Annotated in this window: 17 protein-coding genes; 10 read left to right on the top strand and 7 right to left on the bottom strand. The window is 59.6% G+C overall.

The features are described 5' to 3' along the window. Window positions 1-150 precede the first annotated feature (150 nt). The 3 genes from GSQ77_RS10400 (at window position 151) to GSQ77_RS10390 (ending at window position 2,203) form a co-directional block, all read left to right on the top strand. Window positions 151-729, top strand: a complete 579-nt coding sequence (locus tag GSQ77_RS10400) for a peptidylprolyl isomerase (RefSeq protein WP_158901722.1) — start codon at window positions 151-153, stop codon at window positions 727-729. 98 nt (window positions 730-827) lie between these two features. After that, window positions 828-1,322: a peptidylprolyl isomerase gene (locus tag GSQ77_RS10395; protein ID WP_158901720.1), complete on the top strand. Its 495-nt coding sequence runs from the start codon at window positions 828-830 to the stop codon at window positions 1,320-1,322. Window positions 1,323-1,357: 35 nt separating this feature from the next. Further along, window positions 1,358-2,203 carry a UDP-2,3-diacylglucosamine diphosphatase gene (locus tag GSQ77_RS10390; protein WP_158901718.1) on the top strand — a complete coding sequence of 282 codons (846 nt, stop codon included), beginning with the start codon at window positions 1,358-1,360 and terminating at the stop codon, window positions 2,201-2,203. Between the two features lie 21 nt (window positions 2,204-2,224). On the opposite strand, the gene GSQ77_RS10385 is transcribed toward GSQ77_RS10390, so the two are convergent. After that, window positions 2,225-3,031 carry an RNA methyltransferase gene (locus GSQ77_RS10385; protein WP_254067594.1) on the bottom strand — a complete coding sequence of 269 codons (807 nt, stop codon included), beginning with the start codon at window positions 3,029-3,031 and terminating at the stop codon, window positions 2,225-2,227. 480 nt (window positions 3,032-3,511) lie between these two features. Here GSQ77_RS10385 and GSQ77_RS10380 point away from each other — a divergent pair, with 480 nt between their 5' ends. Next, complete coding sequence (locus GSQ77_RS10380; RefSeq protein WP_158901714.1) at window positions 3,512-4,312, top strand: inositol monophosphatase family protein; 801 nt, start codon at window positions 3,512-3,514, stop codon at window positions 4,310-4,312. Between the two features lie 121 nt (window positions 4,313-4,433). Here the strand turns inward: GSQ77_RS10380 and GSQ77_RS10375 are convergent, their stop codons facing one another. Both GSQ77_RS10375 and infA read right to left on the bottom strand, forming a co-directional pair. After that, window positions 4,434-4,715: an HU family DNA-binding protein gene (locus GSQ77_RS10375; RefSeq protein WP_158901712.1), complete on the bottom strand. Its 282-nt coding sequence runs from the start codon at window positions 4,713-4,715 to the stop codon at window positions 4,434-4,436. Between the two features lie 107 nt (window positions 4,716-4,822). Then, window positions 4,823-5,089, bottom strand: a complete 267-nt coding sequence (gene infA, locus GSQ77_RS10370) for a translation initiation factor IF-1 (protein WP_158901710.1) — start codon at window positions 5,087-5,089, stop codon at window positions 4,823-4,825. A gap of 652 nt (window positions 5,090-5,741) precedes the next feature. On the opposite strand from infA, the gene zigA reads away from it, so the two are divergent. Together zigA and GSQ77_RS10360 are read left to right on the top strand one after the other, a co-directional pair. Continuing rightward, window positions 5,742-6,980 carry a zinc metallochaperone GTPase ZigA gene (zigA, locus tag GSQ77_RS10365; protein WP_158901708.1) on the top strand — a complete coding sequence of 413 codons (1,239 nt, stop codon included), beginning with the start codon at window positions 5,742-5,744 and terminating at the stop codon, window positions 6,978-6,980. A gap of 155 nt (window positions 6,981-7,135) precedes the next feature. After that, entirely contained in the window at window positions 7,136-8,338 is a 1,203-nt protein-coding gene (locus GSQ77_RS10360; RefSeq protein ID WP_158901706.1) for an amino acid aminotransferase, read from the top strand. On the opposite strand, the gene GSQ77_RS10355 is transcribed toward GSQ77_RS10360, so the two are convergent. Continuing rightward, window positions 8,335-9,288, bottom strand: a complete 954-nt coding sequence (locus GSQ77_RS10355; RefSeq protein WP_158901704.1) for a chemotaxis protein — start codon at window positions 9,286-9,288, stop codon at window positions 8,335-8,337. The two genes, GSQ77_RS10360 and GSQ77_RS10355, sit on opposite strands and share 4 nt — an antisense overlap. Before the next feature lie 517 nt (window positions 9,289-9,805). Here GSQ77_RS10355 and mutS point away from each other — a divergent pair. Both mutS and GSQ77_RS10345 read left to right on the top strand, forming a co-directional pair. Then, window positions 9,806-12,508, top strand: coding sequence for a DNA mismatch repair protein MutS (gene mutS, locus GSQ77_RS10350; RefSeq protein WP_158901702.1), 2,703 nt, complete (start codon window positions 9,806-9,808; stop codon window positions 12,506-12,508). A 103-nt stretch (window positions 12,509-12,611) separates the two neighbouring features. Beyond that, a complete protein-coding gene (locus GSQ77_RS10345) occupies window positions 12,612-13,889 on the top strand; it encodes a hypothetical protein (RefSeq protein ID WP_158901700.1) in 1,278 nt (425 codons plus the stop codon). Window positions 13,890-14,010: 121 nt separating this feature from the next. On the opposite strand, the gene GSQ77_RS10340 is transcribed toward GSQ77_RS10345, so the two are convergent. Next, on the bottom strand, window positions 14,011-14,547 hold the full coding sequence (locus tag GSQ77_RS10340; protein WP_158901698.1) for a peptidylprolyl isomerase: 537 nt from the start codon (window positions 14,545-14,547) through the stop codon (window positions 14,011-14,013). A gap of 32 nt (window positions 14,548-14,579) precedes the next feature. Here GSQ77_RS10340 and GSQ77_RS10335 point away from each other — a divergent pair, with 32 nt between their 5' ends. Both GSQ77_RS10335 and GSQ77_RS10330 read left to right on the top strand, forming a co-directional pair. Then, window positions 14,580-15,833: a cupin domain-containing protein gene (locus GSQ77_RS10335; protein WP_158901696.1), complete on the top strand. Its 1,254-nt coding sequence runs from the start codon at window positions 14,580-14,582 to the stop codon at window positions 15,831-15,833. A gap of 251 nt (window positions 15,834-16,084) precedes the next feature. Next, the gene (locus GSQ77_RS10330; RefSeq protein WP_158901694.1) at window positions 16,085-16,318 is read left to right on the top strand and encodes a hypothetical protein; all 234 of its coding nucleotides are present in this window, start codon (window positions 16,085-16,087) and stop codon (window positions 16,316-16,318) included. A gap of 95 nt (window positions 16,319-16,413) precedes the next feature. Here GSQ77_RS10330 and GSQ77_RS10325 read toward each other — a convergent pair whose 3' ends face one another. Next, window positions 16,414-17,187, bottom strand: coding sequence for an MBL fold metallo-hydrolase (locus GSQ77_RS10325; RefSeq protein ID WP_158901692.1), 774 nt, complete (start codon window positions 17,185-17,187; stop codon window positions 16,414-16,416). 8 nt (window positions 17,188-17,195) lie between these two features. Beyond that, window positions 17,196-18,359 carry an outer membrane protein assembly factor BamC gene (bamC, locus tag GSQ77_RS10320; RefSeq protein WP_158901690.1) on the bottom strand — a complete coding sequence of 388 codons (1,164 nt, stop codon included), beginning with the start codon at window positions 18,357-18,359 and terminating at the stop codon, window positions 17,196-17,198. Between the last annotated feature and the right edge of the window lie 20 nt (window positions 18,360-18,379).

Genomic DNA, 18,379 nt, shown 5'->3' with positions numbered 1-18,379 from the left:
TGGGTTGCCCGCTTAGGTTGCCCGCTTAAATTGCCGACAAGCACCTGCGCATTGAGTCGTTAATCTGCACCCGCGCATTTGTGCGGGTGATCAAGCCCACGCCCGCCGCATTGCGGCTGGAAACTTTTCACGTTGATCGAAGGATTTGTCATGAAACTGTTCGCCCTCGTGCTGGCCAGCGCTGCCCTGATCGGCACCGCACCCGCCGCTTATTCACAAACCGCCGCGGCTCATCCCGACGTGCTGATCAAGACGTCGATGGGCGATATCGAGGTCGAGCTGTATCCGGAAAGCGCGCCCAAGACCGTCGCCAACTTTCTCAAGTACGTGGCCAACGGACAGTACAGCGGCACGATTTTCCACCGCGTGATTCCCGGCTTCATGATTCAAGGCGGCGGCTATACCGCCGATTTCCAAGAAAAGCCGACTGCCGCCTCGATTCCGCTGGAAAGCCGTAACGGCCTGAAAAATACCGTGGGCACGATTGCGATGGCACGTACCAGCGACCCCTCTTCCGCGACCGATCAGTTTTTTATCAATACTGTCGATAACCAGGGCCTCGATTTCCCGAATCCGGATGGCAACGGCTACGCCGTTTTCGGTAAAGTGGTGTCTGGCCTCGATGTGGTCAAAAAGATCGAACAGGTGCCCACCGGCAATCACGGCGGCATGGGCGACGTGCCGCGCACGCCAGTCGTGATCGAATCCGCGACGGTGGTGTCGAAGTAATTGCCGCTTCTTGGCGTTGCAGGCGCTGCATGTACCGCTGCGCCGATATTTATGTCCGTGCCTGAACCATTCAGCACACCTTTATTTGGAAAACAATCATGGTCGAACTCCATACGAATCACGGCGTTATCAAGTTGGAACTGAACGCTGAAAAGGCACCGAAGACGGTCGAGAATTTCTTGAACTACGTCAACAAGGGCCACTACGACAACACCGTGTTCCATCGCGTCATCGATGGGTTCATGATTCAGGGCGGCGGTTTCGAGCCCGGCATGAAGCAAAAGCCCTCCGACGCGCCGGTCGAGAACGAAGCCAACAACGGCCTGAAAAACGTGCGCGGTTCGGTTGCGATGGCTCGCACCAACGACCCGCACTCGGCCACGGCACAATTCTTCATCAATGTGTCGGACAACGATTTTCTGAATCACAGCGCACCGACCCCGCAAGGCTGGGGCTATTGCGTGTTCGCCGAAGTGGTCGATGGACTGGACGTGCTCGACGCCATCCGCAAAGTGAAGACCGGCAACAAGGGCGGTCATCAGGACGTCCCGACCGATGACGTGATCATCGAAAAAGCCGTCGTCACCGAGTAAATCCCCTACTCGCGAGTCAGCGCAGGTCGACCCTAATGCCCCATTCCGGATTGGAAGACGCGCCCCCGGCATATCCGGCGGGCGCCGACCTGCGCCCGATTCTACTTATCTCCGATTTGCATCTGAGTGTCGCGCTGCCGCGCACCGTGGCGGCGTTTGAGCATTTCATACGCGTCACGGCCGCATCGGCGCAAGCGGTTTATATCCTCGGCGATCTGTTCGAGTACTGGATCGGCGACGACGAGTTGGGTACGCCGTTTGCTACGCGCATGTGCGCCTTGATGCACACTCTGAGCGAGCGCGGCATCGCGCTTTATGTCATGCACGGCAATCGGGATTTCTTGCTGGGACCGCGTTTTGCGCACGCTGCCGGCGCCGTTTTATTGCCCGACCCATTCACACTGCAAGCGTTTGGTCAGCGCCTTGTGCTTGCGCATGGCGACGCCTTGTGTACGCTGGACCTTCCCTATCAACGCTTCAGACGCGTCACTCGCAACCGCTGGGTACAACGCGTGTTTTTGGGCGCACCGCTGACCTGGCGGATGGCGCTGGCGCGACATCTGCGGCAGCGCAGCAGCATGCGTGCGATAGGTGCGACGCTGCCCTCGCCCGCGGCCGCCACCCCCTTATGGGATGTGACCGCCGAAGCGGTGGGCGCCCTGTTGAGCGACGGCCGTGCGGCCACGCTGATCCACGGCCATACGCATCGACCGGCGCACCATCCGTTTCCGGACCGCTGGGTATTGCCCGATTGGGAACTGGATCGCGTGCCGCCGCGTGGCGGCTATTTGCGGCTCGATGCGAACGGACTGGAAGTGCAGCCGCTGCCTGAGTTGTCGAATAAGTTGGCAAATGAGTTGACGACTAAGTCGGCGATCTAGGCACGCGATCGTCGATAGCAATCAAGATTTGATTTTCAGCAGAATATGCTTCGCGATCCCGCGCAAGATGTTCACCTCCTCACGCTCCAGACCTGCGCGCGCGAACAGCCGTCGCAATCTGGACTGCAGTTTTTTCGGATTATCCGGATCGAAAAAATCCAGCGCTGTCAGCGCTTTCTCGAGGTGCTGGAACATGCCTTCGATTTCGTCGCTTGAGGCGCGCGCTTCGTCGGCCGTGGCGCTCGACGCCGGTGCCGGTGCCGGTGCCGCCAGGGGAGACGACGGCGACGATAAAGCTGCGGTATAGGCGACCCGCAACTCATAGGCCAGCACCTGGATTGCCTGAGCCAGATTGAGCGAGGAGTAAGCCGGATTGGCCGGGATATGCGCGATCGCACTGCAACGCTCGACGTCATGATTGGCGAGGCCGGTGCGCTCGTTGCCGAAAACCAGGGCGATGCAGGTGTCTGGAGCGCTTGTGCGCGGTTGCGCGAGCATCTGTGCCGCAGTCTGCGCGGCGATGCGCGGCGTAAGCACAGGCGGCCCATATTCGCGGCTGCGCGCGGACAGCGCAATCGACCAGTGCACACCCGCCAGAGCCTCATCGAGCGTTTGCACACATTGCGCAGCGGCCAGCACGTCATCGGCGCCCGAAGCCATGGCGATCGCCTCGGGATCCTGCAACACGTCCGGCCACCGGGGGCGCACGAGTATCAGACGGCTAAAGCCCATCGTTTTCAGTGCACGCGCCGCGGCGCCCACGTTTCCGGGGTGACTGGGCTCGATCAAAACGAAGCGGGTTGCGACGTCGCCGGGTTGAATCGCGATTTCGGTCTTGCTGACCGCTTGCTGTGTATCGTTGTGTTCCACGTTTTGACTTGGGTGTTTTTTGTAGCCCGCGACTTGGGGCAAGTAGCGATGGTACCGCGCTCGGGGAGCCGACGGTGATGCATTCGCAGGAAACGCAGAGGAACGCAGGAAACGCGAGAAGCTCGGAAAACACCACAGCGTGGAGGAGCATGAGGGAAGCCCGACGCAAGCGCGCTGGATGCGCGAGGCAAGCGCGCCGAGCAAATAGGTAGGGCACGCAAGCGCCGAGTCGGCTAAAATAGCGCCCATTGCGCATCGCGCAGCCCGGGCCCGGATCGGCACGGGTCGACTCCGTGCCGTTTGCGAGTCTCGCTCTTCTCCAATTTAGTTCCGTCTGAGCCCAACCGCAGCCGCGCTTTGTCCTTTGCCGCCCGCTTGCGATTGCGCAACAGACCCACGCCATCGGCCGGCCGCAAACCGCTGATTAAGGATTTCGTTATGCATCCCATGCTCAACATCGCTGTCAAAGCCGCCCGCCGCGCCGGACAGATCATCAACCGTGCTTCGCTGGACCTCGATTTGTTGAAGGTCAGCAAGAAGCAGCACAACGATTTCGTCACCGAAGTCGATAAAGCGGCGGAAGCGGCCATCATCGAAACCCTCAGCACCGCTTATCCCGATCATGCAATCCTTGCTGAAGAATCGGGCGCGACCGAGCGGCAATCTGACTATCAGTGGATCATCGACCCGCTGGACGGAACGACCAATTTCATACACGGCTTTCAGTATTATTGCGTTTCGATTGGTTTGAGCCACAAGGGCATCGTGACGCAAGCCGTGATTTTTGATCCCACCCGCAATGATTTGTACACCGCCTCGCGTGGCAGTGGCGCCTACCTCAACGAGCGCCGTATCCGCGTGGGCCGGCGCGATCGCCTCGCCGATGGCCTGATCGGCACCGGCTTTCCGTTTCGCGAAACCGACGGCATCGACCAGTACAACGCACTGTTCAAGGACATGACGATGTCGTGCGCCGGCTTGCGTCGCCCCGGCGCTGCAGCGCTCGATCTCGCGAATGTGGCAGCGGGCCGCCTCGACGGCTTCTTCGAACAGGGCATCAGTGCCTGGGATATGGCAGCAGGTAGCCTGCTGGTTAGCGAAGCAGGCGGCTTGGTCGGAAACTACACCGGGGAATCCGAATTCCTGCATGTCGGCGAGATCGTTGCCGGCAACCCGAAAATATTTGCCCAGATGATTCCAATTTTGAACGCGCACAGTCGCTTAAATAAAGCTGCATGAGTAAGGCGGCATGAGTAAGCCTGCATGATTAAGGCTGCATAAGCCAAGCCGCACAAACGCAAGAGACGAAAAAAAACGCCCGCAGCTTATGCTGCGGGCGTTTTCATTACTTCTGTTTTAATTACTTCTTCTTGTTCACAACGTTCTTGAACGTCTGACCTGCGCTGAACCGTACTGCCTTCGATGCAGCGATCTTGATGACTTCGCCGGTCGCCGGATTACGGCCCTTACGTGCTGCACGCTTCGTAAACGAAAAGCTGCCGAAGCCCGTGATCTGTACCGTTTCACCCTTGGTGACTGCCTTGGTGACGATATCGATCAATGCGTTCAACGCATCGCCGGCCTTGCCCGAAGTCAGGCCGGTTTCTTTTGCGAGGGCCTCAACGAGTTCACCCTTGTTCATGTGCTCTGCTCCACTCGGTTATACGTACGCGACCAAATAGTCGCCGTGCGAGCATAACCGAGCCAATCAACAGCCGCAATGGGGGTGTAGCCTGAAAACTGCAGGACTTAACGGCGGCGGAATTGCGGGTTGCGTGCCGGCGCCGGACCGCGCTCGTCCTTATGCCGGAAATTGATCCGGCCTTTGGTCAAGTCGTAGGGCGACATCTCAAGCGTGACTCGGTCTCCGGCGAGAATCCGGATGCGGTTTTTGCGTATCCGGCCCGACGCGTAAGCGGCAACAACTACGCCGTTTTCGAGGGTGACCCGAAACCGCGTATCCGGCAGCACTTCTTCCACTACCCCGTCCAACTCGATCAGTTCTTCCTTCGACATCCACAACTCCTATGTATAGACCAGCGCCTGGGGCGCCAGATGTCCGGCATGATGCACCGAGCCAAATGGCCTGGTGCAGGATGATGGCAAGCGATTAAAACGTGTTGACCTATCCTGGCCTGATTCCCGATGCAGCCGCGCGGGCGCCGAATCAAGCGGCATGACGCGCCTGGCACGTAGCTGACGGCACGAACGCACATCATTCGGACATAACGCGATATCGGCCAGAGTGCACAGTCGCGGCATTCTGCGTCTTGCTACCGACTCGCTACGTCATTGCGGAGGAAGGGGGCTATGCATCTAAATGCGCAGCCTGAATGTGGGGGCACGGGTGTCAATACTGACGCCATCGCTTGACGCCATCGTTCACCAACCTTGTGATCATACGCTCTTTTCACTGTAAAGACGACTGGAGAATACGCGGACATGCGAGAGCGACGTCTCGCCGACGCCCGCGCGGTGGTCTCTACTCCGGGTCACGGCCGCTGCCTGACTCGTCGTGCATCCGCGCAGTATCCCCGCAGCGCAGCCCCCCAAGCACAACCGATTTGCGACCCTCATTGGAAATGTTATATCATAACAATACGCTATTCTCCCTCGGATGTCCGCTCTAGCGCCCACCTCCTTATTGTTTTCATTTCAGGCCCGCGTCATGCAAAAATCCGCCCCCTCTGCCCTTCCCGTCGATCGGCGTTTGCCCGTTACTGTCCTGTCCGGATTTCTCGGCGCCGGGAAAACCACGCTGCTCAATCATCTGCTCAATAACCGGGAAGGCCTGCGAGTCGCGGTGATCGTCAACGACATGTCGGAGGTCAACATCGATGCCCAGTTGATTCGCGAAGGTTCGGCACTCTCTCGCGCCGAAGAAAAACTGGTCGAACTCAGCAACGGCTGCATCTGCTGCACCTTGCGCGAGGATTTGCTGATCGAGGTGCGCAAGCTGGCCGATGCTGGCCGATTCGACTATCTGCTCATCGAATCGACCGGCGTTTCCGAGCCGCTGCCCGTGGCGGAAACCTTCACCTTCGAAGACGAGGAAGGTGTGAGCCTGGGCGCGATTGCGCGGCTCGATACGATGGTCACGGTGGTCGACGCCCGACACTTCCTGCGCGACTACAGTTCCACCGACGCGCTCGCCGATCGGTCCGCGGCGATGGGCGACGATGACAATCGTAACGTAGTCGATTTGTTGGTCGAGCAGGTCGAATTTTGCGATGTGCTGGTGCTCAACAAGGCCGACCTGGTGACGCCCGACGAGCTCAAGCAACTCGAGACCATCGTGCATGCGCTGAACCCGCGGGCTCGCATCGTGCATGCCGAGTTCGGCAAAGTCCCGCTGCGCGAAGTCCTGAACACCGGTTTATTCGATTTCGAAGCCGCCGCCAGCGCGCCGGGCTGGCTTCAGGAATTGCGCGGCACGCATGTCGCCGAAACCACCACCTACGGCATCGGCAGCTTTGTCTATCGGGCTCGGCGGCCCTTCCATCCACAGCGACTCTGGGAATGGATGCAGCAGGAATGGTTCGGCGTGGTGCGCTCCAAAGGCTATTTCTGGCTGGCTAACCGGCCCGACTTTGCTGCCAGTTGGTCGCAAGCCGGTTCAGTGGCCCGCCATGAAGCCGCGGGGCTGTGGTGGGCTGCAGTGCCCAAAAGCGAGTGGCCGCGTAGCGATGAAGAACGCGCAGTGTTCGAAACAAGCTGGGATGGCGTCTATGGCGATCGCCATCAGGAGCTGGTGTTGATCGGCATCGAAATGGACGAGGCGACGCTGCGCGAGCGTTTCGACGCTTGCCTGATCACCGACGCCGAAATCCGCGAATACGGCCCGGATTTCACCACGCTATCCGATCCGTTCCCCGTCTGGCAACTCAGCGGCGCAGCGCCGAACTGACCCCGAGGCGTATCGCCGCACGACAGGTTGGGTACGGGGACCTGATCTATACTAGGAGATGGAGTCGGCTCGAGTTGACTTAGGTTGACCTGAGTTAACGTTAAGCAGTAACGCCGATATGCATTTCCGCTGATCCCTTCCCGGACCTGAACACGATGTATGAACACGTAGCCCCGTATGCCGGCGACCCCATCCTGTCGCTGCTTGAAATCTTCCACACCGATTCCCGCGCACATAAAGCCAATCTGAGCATAGGTCTTTATTACGATCAGGACGGCCGCATCCCGGTACTCGATAGTGTCCACGAAGCCGCCACCCGGCTCCAGCGGCATGAGGCGCCTCATACCTATCTGCCCATGGAAGGCATGGCCTCGTATCGTGAGGCGGTGCAAAAGCTCGTGTTCGGTGCAAACAGTGAAGTGCTGCGGCACAAGCGTGTTGCGACGATCCAATCGGTCGGCGGCTCAGGCGCGATTCGCGTAGCAGCCGAATTCCTGAAGACGGTTTTCCCCGACAGCGCCGTCTGGGTCAGCGACCCGACCTGGGACAACCATCGCGCGCTCTTTGCTGGAGCGGGCTTCACCGTCAACACCTATCCCTACTACGACGCGCAAACCAACGGCCTGAAATTCGACGAAATGATCGCCGTGTTCCAGAGCTTGCCTGCCAACAGCGTCGTGCTCATGCAGCCATGCTGTCACAACCCGACCGGCGTTGATCTATCGCAAGACCAATGGCGCGAAGTCATCCGCGTAGTCGGGCAGCGCAAATTGATCCCGTTTATGGACATGGCTTATCAAGGCTTCGGCGACGGCCTACAGGAAGACGCATGGGCGATCCGCGCGATGGCGGATGCCGGCTTGGTATTCGTGGTCAGCAACTCGTTCTCGAAAAATTTCTCGCTCTACGGCGAGCGCGTCGGCGGCCTGTCGTTCGTTTGTCCGAACGAAACCGAAGCGGATTTGGTATTGGGACAACTCAAGGCCGCCGTGCGGCGCATCTACTCCAACCCGCCGCTGCATGGCGCACAATTGGTGTCGACCGTACTGGGCGATGAACATCTGACGCGGATGTGGGAAGGTGAAGTCGCGCAGATGCGCGAACGCATCAAAAGCATGCGCCTGCGGCTCAAGGAAGTGCTACAGGCGCGCTTGCCTGAAGTGTCTGCTGAATACTGCGTGACCCAGCGCGGCATGTTCAGCTACACCGGCATTACCGCCGATGAGGTCGATTTGCTGCGCGAGAAGTACGCCGTGTACCTCATCCGCTCGGGCCGCATATGCGTGGCGGGCTTGAACGAAGCGAATATCGATCATGTCGCGCAATCGATGTCCGAGGTACTGCGTTTGCGAGCCTAGCGCGACAGAACGCTACGGATTGTCGCGCCCAATTCCTCGGCGACAAACTTCGCAATATAAGCATCGGCCCCGACACTTCGGATGTGATCTTCATTAGTAGTGCCCGACAATGAAGAGTGAATCACGACCGGAATCGACTTGAAGCGCTCGTCTTTCTTGATTTTCCGGGTCAGCGTAAATCCGTCCATCTCCGGCATTTCGAGATCGGTCAACACCAGCGCGATCTTGTCGCGCGCGGTCTTGCCCTCGGCGATCGCTTCTTCGGCAATTTTTTCCAGCATGTCCCAGGCTTCCTTGCCCGATTTAGTCATGACGAAAGGTGCGCCCATGGCTGTGAGGCCCTGTTCGATCAGCGTGCGCGCGAAGCCGGAATCGTCGGCCGCCACGATCTTCGTGCCAGGCGGCAGGATCAATGCCGGGCCCGCCTCCGCCTTGACCTTCGATTTGCTGGAAGGCAGCACCGATCGCAAAATATGCTCGACATCGAGCACCTGAGCGAGCCGGGTGTTATCGATATTGCCGTCGAGCCGGGCGATGCTGGTATTGAGCCCCGCGACCGAGGTGGATTCGGCCGACAGCACCTGGCTCCAGTCCAGTCGCACGATTTCATCGACTTCTTCGACCGCGAAGCCCTGTGTCGAGCGTGCATACTCGGTAACCAGCAAAATATTCAAACCGTTACGCGGCTTGCACCCGACCACTGCGGCCAAGTCGATCACGGGAATGATCTGCCCGCGAATATTTGCCACGCCTAACAAATGCTTCGGCGAGCCGGCAATCGTGACGATGTTCGGCATCACCAGGATTTCACGTACCTTGAAGACGTTGATCCCGAACAATTCGCGTTGATCCGAATCTGCCGCTGCCCCCAGGCGGAATAACAGCATTTCAAACTGGTTATTGCTCGTGAGGTTGGTGCGCTCATCGATTTCTTGTTGTGCCGTGCTCATGTATGGACTGCCTCGATGCCAATCAAAATCGGAAAATTCGACAAAGTGCCTTGCGCGTCGTCCGCAACGCGCAGCGCATTCGCCGTCGGTAGCACAGCCAAATCACGCAAACCGGTCCTGCCAAGACCCCTTGGCCGCCACACTGTACGGGGCGTTTTCTCCATGCGTCAAGCACGAAGCCGTGCTGACACCCGGGGTAGATCAAGATTGCAACAACAAGACCGAACGAATGTGGAAATAGGCCGCTTTCGCACCGTCGTCTATACAGTTATCGGAAACAAATCGATAACCTTTACCCTTGATGCTCATCCGCGCCCCCAATGGAGGGCAATAACCCATGCCGATTGGCGAAAAATCGCACGTTTTTAGCGTATTCCCCGAGCGTGCACGCTAAAATCAGGCTGACCAAAAATTTGCCGCACCACCGCCCCTGGCGCACACGGCCTTCGTCCAGCCGCGTTGCAGCCTCGCTGTTTCTAAAGGCAAATCGGGGGCTAGGCTAAATACGACTGGAACGATGACCCCTGACCACGCATTGACCTCTCACACGCCCGTAATGCAGCAATATCTGCGCATCAAGGCGGATCATCCCAACACGCTGGTTTTTTATCGGATGGGTGACTTCTACGAATTGTTTTTTGATGACGCGGTCAAGGCCGCGCGGCTTCTCGACGTCACGCTGACTCAACGCGGCAATTCCGGCGGCGAGCCGATCAAAATGGCAGGCGTGCCGCATCACGCCGTCGAGCAATATCTGGCGAAGCTGGTCAAACTGGGGGAATCGGCTGCCATCGTCGAGCAAATTGGCGACCCTGCCACCTCCAAGGGGCCGGTGGAACGCAAGGTCATGCGTGTGGTGACGCCTGGCACCCTGACCGATGCCGCCCTGCTGTCCGACAAGAACGATGCCTTCCTGCTCGCGCTCTCGGTTGCGCGCAATCGCCGCGGCGCGGTCAGCAGCGTGGGTTTGGCGTGGCTTAATCTGGCCAGCGGCAGCTTGCGCCTGGCCGAGGTCGGTGCGCAAGGAGTCGCCGCCGTCTTCGAGCGCATCCGCCCGGCAGAAATTCTGGTTGCCGATACATTGATGGAGAGTTCGGCGGATGCGGCGTCGACTGCCGCATTCACGCCGCCGACCGGTTATGCGCCGCTCACGCGTGTGCCCGCATGGCATTTCGATCCGGCCACCGGTAGCGAAAAGCTCTGTGCCCAGTTGGGCGTGGCAGGCCTGGATGGCTTCGGCGCCGGCTTACTGTCTCAGGGTGCCGCGGGTGCCAGCCCCGTTTCACCGGCGCTGGGGGCCGCAGGCGCCCTGCTGCTCTACGCGCAGGCGACGCAGGGCCAGCAACTCAGGCATGTGCGCAGTCTGAAAATCGAAAGCGAATCGGAATATATCGGACTCGATCCGGCAACCCGACGCAATCTTGAATTGACCGAAACGCTGCGTGGTACCGAAGCGCCCACCCTGATGTCGGTGCTCGACACCTGCGCAAGTTCGATGGGCAGCCGTTTGCTGCGTCACTGGCTGCATCATCCGCCGCGCGACGCGCGTCAGGCGCAAGCACGCCAACAGGCCATCGGGGCTTTGCTGGATGGGCCATCCGGCGCCGATACCGAAGCGATCCGTGCCGCGCTAAGGCATATCGCCGACGTCGAGCGCATCGCCGCCCGCCTCGCACTCCTGAGCGCCCGGCCTCGCGACCTCGCGAGCCTGCGCGACACATTGCAGGGTCTTCCTGCGCTGCGCGCCTCGCTCGCGCCGCTCACCGAACAATGCGCAGCGCTCTCGCGCATCGCCAACGATTTGGCGCCCCCGCCCGCCTGTGTTGAATTGCTCACACGAGCGATCGCTGTCGAACCTGCCGTGAATCTGCGTGACGGTGGGGTCATGGCGCGCGGTTATGACGTCGAACTCGACGAACTGCGCGATATTTCGGAAAACTGCGGGCAATTCCTGATCGATCTTGAAACCCGCGAGCGCGAACGCACTGGCATTGCCAATCTGCGCGTCGAGTACAACAAGGTCCACGGCTTTTATATCGAAGTCACGCGCGGCCAAATCGAGAAGGTGCCGGACGACTATCGACGCCGTCAGACCTTGAAAAATGCCGAGCGTTACATCACCCCTGAGCTCAAGACGTTCGAAGACCGGGCGCTTTCGGCGCAGGACCGCGCGCTGGCACGTGAACGTTGGCTGTTCGACACGCTGTTGCAAACGCTGCTGGACCATATCCCCGAATGCCAACAGGTGGCAGGCGCCCTGGCCGAGCTCGACGTGCTGGCTGCGCTTGCCGAGCGGGCTCGAGCGCTCGATTGGATAGCGCCGGAATTCAGCGAACTCGACGGCATCGAGATCGTGCAAGGCCGGCATCCCGTTGTGGAGGCTCAGGTCGAACGCTTTATCGCCAACGATTGTGTGCTGAGTACGGAGCGCACGCTGTTGCTGATCACCGGCCCGAACATGGGCGGTAAGTCGACCTTCATGCGACAAACCGCGCTGATCACCCTGCTCGCCTATGTGGGCAGTTACGTGCCCGCTCAACGTGCGCGATTCGGTCCGGTCGATCGAATCTTCACCCGCATCGGCGCCGCGGACGATCTTGCCGGCGGCCGCTCGACCTTCATGGTGGAAATGACCGAAGCTGCCGCGATTCTCAACGAGGCGAGCCCGCATAGCCTGGTACTGATGGACGAAATCGGCCGCGGTACCTCGACGTTCGACGGGCTTGCGCTGGCCTGGGCGATCGCGCGTCATCTGCTTGCCCATAACCGCTGCTATACCTTATTCGCCACCCATTATTTCGAGCTGACGCTATTGCCCGACGACTTTCCCCAGGCAGCCAACGTGCATTTGTCGGCCGTCGAACATGGTCAAGGGATTGTCTTCCTGCATGCGGTCAGCGACGGGCCGGCCAGCCAGAGCTACGGCTTGCAAGTGGCTCAATTGGCCGGGGTTCCGCCTGCGGTCATTCGTGCGGCGCGCAAGCATCTTGCGCAGCTCGAACAGCAATCGCTGACCCACGCGGCGCCGCAGCGCGATCTATTTGCACCTGCTGTCGATGCGGCACCGCCCGCGCAAGATGATGTACCCGAAAGCGAGAGCGCGCCCCATCCAGCATTGGCCCGATTGAGCAGTATCGACCCGGACGAACTACGGCCGCGCGAAGCACTCGATCTACTTTATGAGTTGCGCGCATTGCTCGACTCTGCGGCCAATGTCTGATTTGCGCACACCGCGGCTGCAGCTTGGCCGTTGGCCCTGGCCGCAAACTCGCCATCGGGCCGATGCGGCTCAACCGGAGCCCGGGCATTGTGGTGCAAATCGTGTGATTGATCGCACCGCCCAGCGGCGGCTTGCGTTGCGTCGGCTACCAGCATCCAAGCGGATGCTTTCAGGGCTGGTGGGCTTGTTTCTGAGTGCCTTCCTGAGCACATTCGTGAGCGCACCCGTGAGCGCCGCGCCGCTGGTGCGATTCGCGGTCATCGGTAATGTCCCGGCCGGCCCGACGGGCGAATCCGCCACGCGCACCCTGCTCTCAGCGCTAAGCGCGGCACAGCCCGGTTTTATCCTCGACACCGGCAACCTCAAGCTCGCCGGGGAACAGTGCAGCGATACCTTGCTGCAAAGCCGCGTGGACCTGCTCAATACCTCGCCGTTGCCGCTGATCCTGATTCCGGGTGCTAACGATTGGGTGAATTGCCAGTTACCGGAAGCGGGAGGATACGATCCGCTCGAGCGCTTGGACTTTCTACGCGAACATTTTCTGGACAGCGCCGAATCGCTTGGCCAGAAGACATTCCCACTCACGCGCGAAAGCGACGTCACCCGCTTTCGCCAGTTCCACGAAAACATCGAATGGCAGGACGGTCCGGTGCTGTTCATCGGTTTGAACGTCAGCAGCAGCGCCAATCATTTTATGCGCGGCGGCGGGCGCAATGGCGAGTTCGAAGATCGTGTGGTGGCAAACCGATACTGGTTGGAACACGCTTATCGCGTCAGCGAGCGGCGCCGGGCCGAAGCCGTGGTCATCGCAATCGAAGGAGATCCGGGTTGGGAGGAGCCGCGTCAGCGTGGCGCCTTCGACTGGTTTAATTTTGGGGAAGCGCAGCCGCGCGATCCTTACCTGGAGTTCAAGCGCGACTTGCTTAAGTTTGCGCAACAGTTCGGTGGCCCGGTGCTGTTGGTTCATCAAGCGAACTTCCAGGTACAGACTGAGGGCGCTGCGCGCGAAACGCCGCCCAAATTGGGACCGGCCTTCCGGTTCGAATTGCCCGAGCGTCGTAAAAAAGGCGCGCCTGTTACTCATATCTGGCAGTTGCAGATCGACGCTCAGCCCGATGCGCAACGTTGGGTCGCAGTGGAAGTGGTCACCGGCCATGAACCCGGGTTTCGGGTTGCCACGCACCAAGTGCCGGCCGATATGATGAATGTGCCGCTCGATGGCGGCTCGCAAAGCGCCGCGCCGCACTATGCTCTACCCGACTCCGCCAGCGGCGTGACAGCGCCTGAATTACTGCCGTTGCCCGCCGAAACGGTGCCCAACTTGCTGGAGCAGGATAAGAGCAGCAACGACGCTAAGGCACATTCCTCGCAACCGCAGTAACGAATGCGCGTGCCTAATGCACCCACAAAGGCACCCACAAAGCAGCGCAAGCTGCTGCTGCGCGTGCTGCCATGTGCTACCGCATAACGCCACTGACGGCCCCGCGATAGCACCCTGTCGCTCAGTGCAGCGTCGGTCCCGTATCCTCGTCTTCCTCGTCCTCGGGATGCATCACTTCGACGCCGTCGGCACCGTGAGCGTGTTCGTGCTCGATTTCCTCGGGTGTCGCTTCGCGCACATCGGCCACGGTCAGGTCAAATCGCAGGGCCATGCCAGCCAGCGGATGATTGCCGTCCAATACGACCTTATCCTCTGCCACATCGGTGACCGTATAAATCAGCGCGTCGAGATCGTCATCACCTTCTTCGGGTGTGCCTTCAAACTGCATCCCTACTTCGAGCGGCTCAGGAAAACGGCCGCGTGTTTCGATTTTCACCAGTTCGGGATCGTATTCGCCGAATGCATCGGTGGGTTCCAACTGAATCTGGGTAGCAAAACCCGGTTCCTGGCCGTCCAGCGCTTCCTCGATTTTCGGGAACGTGCCATCATAGCCGCCGTGCAGATACACCATCGGCTCATCGCTTTCCTCGATCAGATTGCCTTGCGCGTCCGACAACTTGTAAGCCAGCGATACAACCGTGTTTTTCACGATTTTCATTCGAATCTCCAAATTTCAACCCACATTATACGATGCCTTCAAGGCCCCCTCGCTCGATTCGCACCACTCCCGCCCCTGCCGACGCCCCGGCAACCGTGCCGTCCCCCGATGAAAGTACTGCGCTGCTCGGAGGGCTCACGCCCAACCAGTTCATGCGTCGGTTCTGGCATCGCAAACCGCTGCTGATCCGTCAAGCGCTGACCAACCCTGGCGCATTGATAGCCCGCGGCGAACTGCTCGAACTGGCCCAAATGGACGATGTCCAGACCCGGCTGATCCGCCAGCAAAAACAACGCTGGCAGCTCGAACATGGTCCCTTCGAGTCCGAAGATCTGCCATCGTTCAAGACACGGCAGTGGACACTGCTCGTGCAAGGCGTGAATTTGTACCAGGAGCGTGCGCATGCGTTGATGAATCAGTTCCGATTTATCCCCGATGCGCGGCTGGACGACATCATGATGAGCTACGCAACGGATGGTGGCGGCGTCGGCCCCCATTTCGATTCGTATGACGTGTTTTTGCTGCAAGTGCACGGCACGCGGCGCTGGCGCATCAGCGCTCAGAAAGACCTGACGCTGGTGCCGGATTTGCCCCTGAAAGTGCTGCAGAATTTCACGGCCGACGAAGAATGGGTGCTGGAACCGGGCGATATGCTCTATCTGCCACCCCATATTGCCCATGATGGGGTTGCTGTGGGGGAATGCATCACCTGCTCGATTGGATTTCGAGCGCCCCAGGTTACCGAACTGCAAAGTCAGTTTCTGTACGATTTAGCCGAGCATCTGGGCGATGTCCCGGCGCGTGGCGCGGCGGCCAAGGTAACTAAGGGGGGCGAGGCGGCGCGCTACAGCGACGCAGGCGAACCGGCTACCGACGAGCCGGCGCGCATACCCGCACATATGGCAAGAAAAGTCTCAGAAATGCTGGCGAAAATTCGCTGGACTGAAAAGGACATCGAACAATTTCTCGGCAGCTATTTAAGCGAGCCTAAACAGCATGTTTTCTTCGATCCGCCGCAGAGTCCCCTCGCGTATGCGAGTTTCGTGAAAAAGCTTATCCAGCGGGGCGCTCAGCTCGATTTGAAGACAATTTTTCTATACGACGCGCGCTGTTATTACATCAACGGAGAGCGCTGTTCATTGACCGCCGAATTAAAGCCGTTGTTAGTGAAATTGGCAAATAATCGGTGCCTGACACAGCAAAATTTTGTAACACTATCTCACGATTCTCCTATGTCAATCCTCCTGTACGAATGGTATTGTGCGGGCTGGATGCGAATTAGCTAAGGTTCTCCTCGAGGAAAATCTGCATTCCAGTATATGAAATTTTGTGGGTGCAATGCGTGTTCCCGAGTCCCGAGTTATATCGACGCTCGATTTGAAATTGCCTATAATTATGGGCTTGCCGCATTCGGGGCCCGGTGCCCAACGGCACTGTATCCGTTTGGGCTAGAGTCGGCCATAGCGCATCATGGTCAGGAATTTCGTGCTGTTGCTTACTCGCTGTTAATTACCTTTAACCATAAAAGGACGTGATCATGAAGAAATCCCTCCTCGTAGCTTCCCTGATTGCAGCTTTCGCACTGGCAGCATGCAGCAAGAGCAGCGACCAAGCAGCTCCGGCCGCAGACACCTCCGCTTCGGCTCCCGCAGTTGTAGCACCGGCATCGGCTCCGGCTGACACGTCGGCATCGTCGGCTATGTCGGCTCCGGCTTCGGACGCTTCGGCTTCTGCAGCGATGGCCGCACCGGCATCGGGCGCCAGCCAATAAGGCAGGCTGCTACGTAGAAAACCGGCCTACGGGCCGGTTTTTTTTCGTCTTTTTTCTGCATTTTCCTCTGCCCCATCTGGAAAGGAATCCGCGGGTCAGACCGTCAGCCAGGGAAACCCCTCCGCCTGGGTCGCCACCAGAATATCCGCCGGTTCGTGGCCGACCACGTCGGCCAGCGCGGCACGCGCCAGTTCGGCCGAATTGTTTTGCTGACTCAAGTGAGCCGCAACCAATTGACGCAACCGAGAACGGTCTAGAGAGGCCAGGATGGCAGCGGCAGCATCGTTGGCCAGATGCCCCCTATCCCCGCCGATACGCGCCTTCAAAGAAGCGGGATATTGGCTTTGCGCCAACATCTGCCGATCGTGATTGCATTCGAGTATCAGCGCGTCACACCCGCTCAGCACCTCGGTGACATGCGCGGTCCCGATGCCAATGTCGGTCAGCACGCCAAGACGCCGATCGCCGTCGGAGAACGTGAACTGCACCGGCTCGCGCGCATCGTGCGGCACCGTAAAGGGGAGAATCTGCAAATCGCCCAATTCCAGCATCTCGCCGCCTTTGCATAGCTGCAAGTCGACGTCGACAGGAATCGTTCCGACCGCTTGGGCGGTGCCCCAACTCATGAAAATCGGCACACCAGTGCGTCGCGCGACGGTCAGGCCGCCGCCGATATGATCGGAATGTTCGTGGGTAATGAGAATGGCGTCCAGATCGCCGATCCCAAGCGAGAGCCGCGCCATGCGTCGCTCGGTTTCTTTCAGGGAAAAGCCGCAGTCGAGCAGAACGCGCGTGGTCGTCCCGCCCTCCGAGGCCTCGATCAGCAGCGCATTCCCTTCACTGCCGCTGCCGAGACTGGAACATCGCATCCGGACGATCAGTCGAGCTGCGAATGCAACTGCGTGACCAAGCGTTTGGCATCGGACGAGCCATCAGGCTGACCGGACGGGTCGATCACGGCGACCTGCGCCCCGTTACCGACGGACTTCACGCTCACCAGATATTGCTTGCCGGGTTGGGGACGCGAAGTCTTGCTGCCGAAAATCTTGCTGAGCAGGCCGTCGGCTTTGGTTTCTTGCGCTGCGTCGACGTAGCTGACGGTGTAGAGGCCACGGCTCTTGTCGCTGCTCGCGACCGTGTAGTTGCTACGATCCAGTGCCACGCCGACATGCAGCCAGGCGCGGTCAAACGGCTCCCGAAGGATCAGGGTCGACGCGCTGCCGTCGGCCAGTGCCTGGACACGATCGACTGCTGGCGACTGCGCCACCAATTGTTGAGCCTGCTCGGTGGTGAGGCCGAAGGTCTCCATCAGACGTTTGGTAAACGCGATTTCGAGATTACGATCGCGCGGAGCATCGACCCAACGCGTGGTTTCCTTGTCCTGTCCGGTAACGACTTCTTCCATCCCGCGGTGCGTGATGAAAATATCGGTGGTGCCGTTGGGGCCGCGCTCAACCAGCGTGCGGAAGCGGTCACGGGTACCCGACGAATAAACCGAATCCAACAGGCGGCCGATCGACTTGCGGAACCAATCGTCCGGGATTTTTGCGCGATTTTCCGCCCAATCGGTTTCCAGCACGCCGGTAGGCGCCGAATCGGTCGTCAGCACGAAGCCGTTTTTCGTCCAAAAATCGTTCAGTTGCGGCCACAGTTGCTCAGGCGTGCGGCCGTCCACCACAAGCCAGCTCTGCTTCGCATCGTGCTCGACATGCATACCCAGCGGGTCGCTCTGCGATGGCACGCCCACAGTCAGGTTACCGCTCGCGGTTTTGATCCGGTCCGGCACGCCGCCCAACGCAGCCGTCGCCGGGGGCGCCGTGAACTGCTTGTCGAGCGTCGGTGTGGACAGGCCCGGCGGCACGGCCAGCGACGGTGCAGCACTGGCGGTCGAGTAATCGACCTTATCGCCGGCGAAGTAATTGTCCAGCGTGTCGCAGGCCGCTAGCGAACACACGGCGAGCAGCGCAGCGGAAATACGCAACGCGTGAGTCCACGTCGGGGTGCGGGAGTATTCGGAGCGGATACGGTCAGAGCTTCTCATAAGTCCTTCAATCTAACTAA

This window comes from Burkholderia sp. L27(2015), assembly GCF_009765705.1.
Classification (GTDB): Bacteria; Pseudomonadota; Gammaproteobacteria; order Burkholderiales; family Burkholderiaceae; genus LMUX01.
The sequence above is the reverse complement of the archived record's forward strand: the minus strand, read 5'-3'. Positions and strand labels throughout refer to the sequence as shown.

What these genes read in the sequence shown, in the direction of transcription:
- GSQ77_RS10400 (WP_158901722.1), top strand. Translation starts at nt 151, where the DNA reads ATGAAACTGTTCGCCCTCGTGCTGGCCAGCGCTGCCCTGATCGGCACC.
- GSQ77_RS10395 (WP_158901720.1), top strand. Translation starts at nt 828, where the DNA reads ATGGTCGAACTCCATACGAATCACGGCGTTATCAAGTTGGAACTGAAC.
- GSQ77_RS10390 (WP_158901718.1), top strand. Translation starts at nt 1,358, where the DNA reads ATGCCCCATTCCGGATTGGAAGACGCGCCCCCGGCATATCCGGCGGGC.
- GSQ77_RS10380 (WP_158901714.1), top strand. Translation starts at nt 3,512, where the DNA reads ATGCATCCCATGCTCAACATCGCTGTCAAAGCCGCCCGCCGCGCCGGA.
- GSQ77_RS10375 (WP_158901712.1), bottom strand. Translation starts at nt 4,715, where the DNA reads ATGAACAAGGGTGAACTCGTTGAGGCCCTCGCAAAAGAAACCGGCCTG.
- infA (WP_158901710.1), bottom strand. Translation starts at nt 5,089, where the DNA reads ATGTCGAAGGAAGAACTGATCGAGTTGGACGGGGTAGTGGAAGAAGTG.
- zigA (WP_158901708.1), top strand. Translation starts at nt 5,742, where the DNA reads ATGCAAAAATCCGCCCCCTCTGCCCTTCCCGTCGATCGGCGTTTGCCC.
- GSQ77_RS10360 (WP_158901706.1), top strand. Translation starts at nt 7,136, where the DNA reads ATGTATGAACACGTAGCCCCGTATGCCGGCGACCCCATCCTGTCGCTG.
- GSQ77_RS10355 (WP_158901704.1), bottom strand. Translation starts at nt 9,288, where the DNA reads ATGAGCACGGCACAACAAGAAATCGATGAGCGCACCAACCTCACGAGC.
- mutS (WP_158901702.1), top strand. Translation starts at nt 9,806, where the DNA reads ATGACCCCTGACCACGCATTGACCTCTCACACGCCCGTAATGCAGCAA.
- GSQ77_RS10340 (WP_158901698.1), bottom strand. Translation starts at nt 14,547, where the DNA reads ATGAAAATCGTGAAAAACACGGTTGTATCGCTGGCTTACAAGTTGTCG.
- GSQ77_RS10335 (WP_158901696.1), top strand. Translation starts at nt 14,580, where the DNA reads ATGCCTTCAAGGCCCCCTCGCTCGATTCGCACCACTCCCGCCCCTGCC.
- GSQ77_RS10330 (WP_158901694.1), top strand. Translation starts at nt 16,085, where the DNA reads ATGAAGAAATCCCTCCTCGTAGCTTCCCTGATTGCAGCTTTCGCACTG.
- GSQ77_RS10325 (WP_158901692.1), bottom strand. Translation starts at nt 17,187, where the DNA reads ATGCGATGTTCCAGTCTCGGCAGCGGCAGTGAAGGGAATGCGCTGCTG.
- bamC (WP_158901690.1), bottom strand. Translation starts at nt 18,359, where the DNA reads ATGAGAAGCTCTGACCGTATCCGCTCCGAATACTCCCGCACCCCGACG.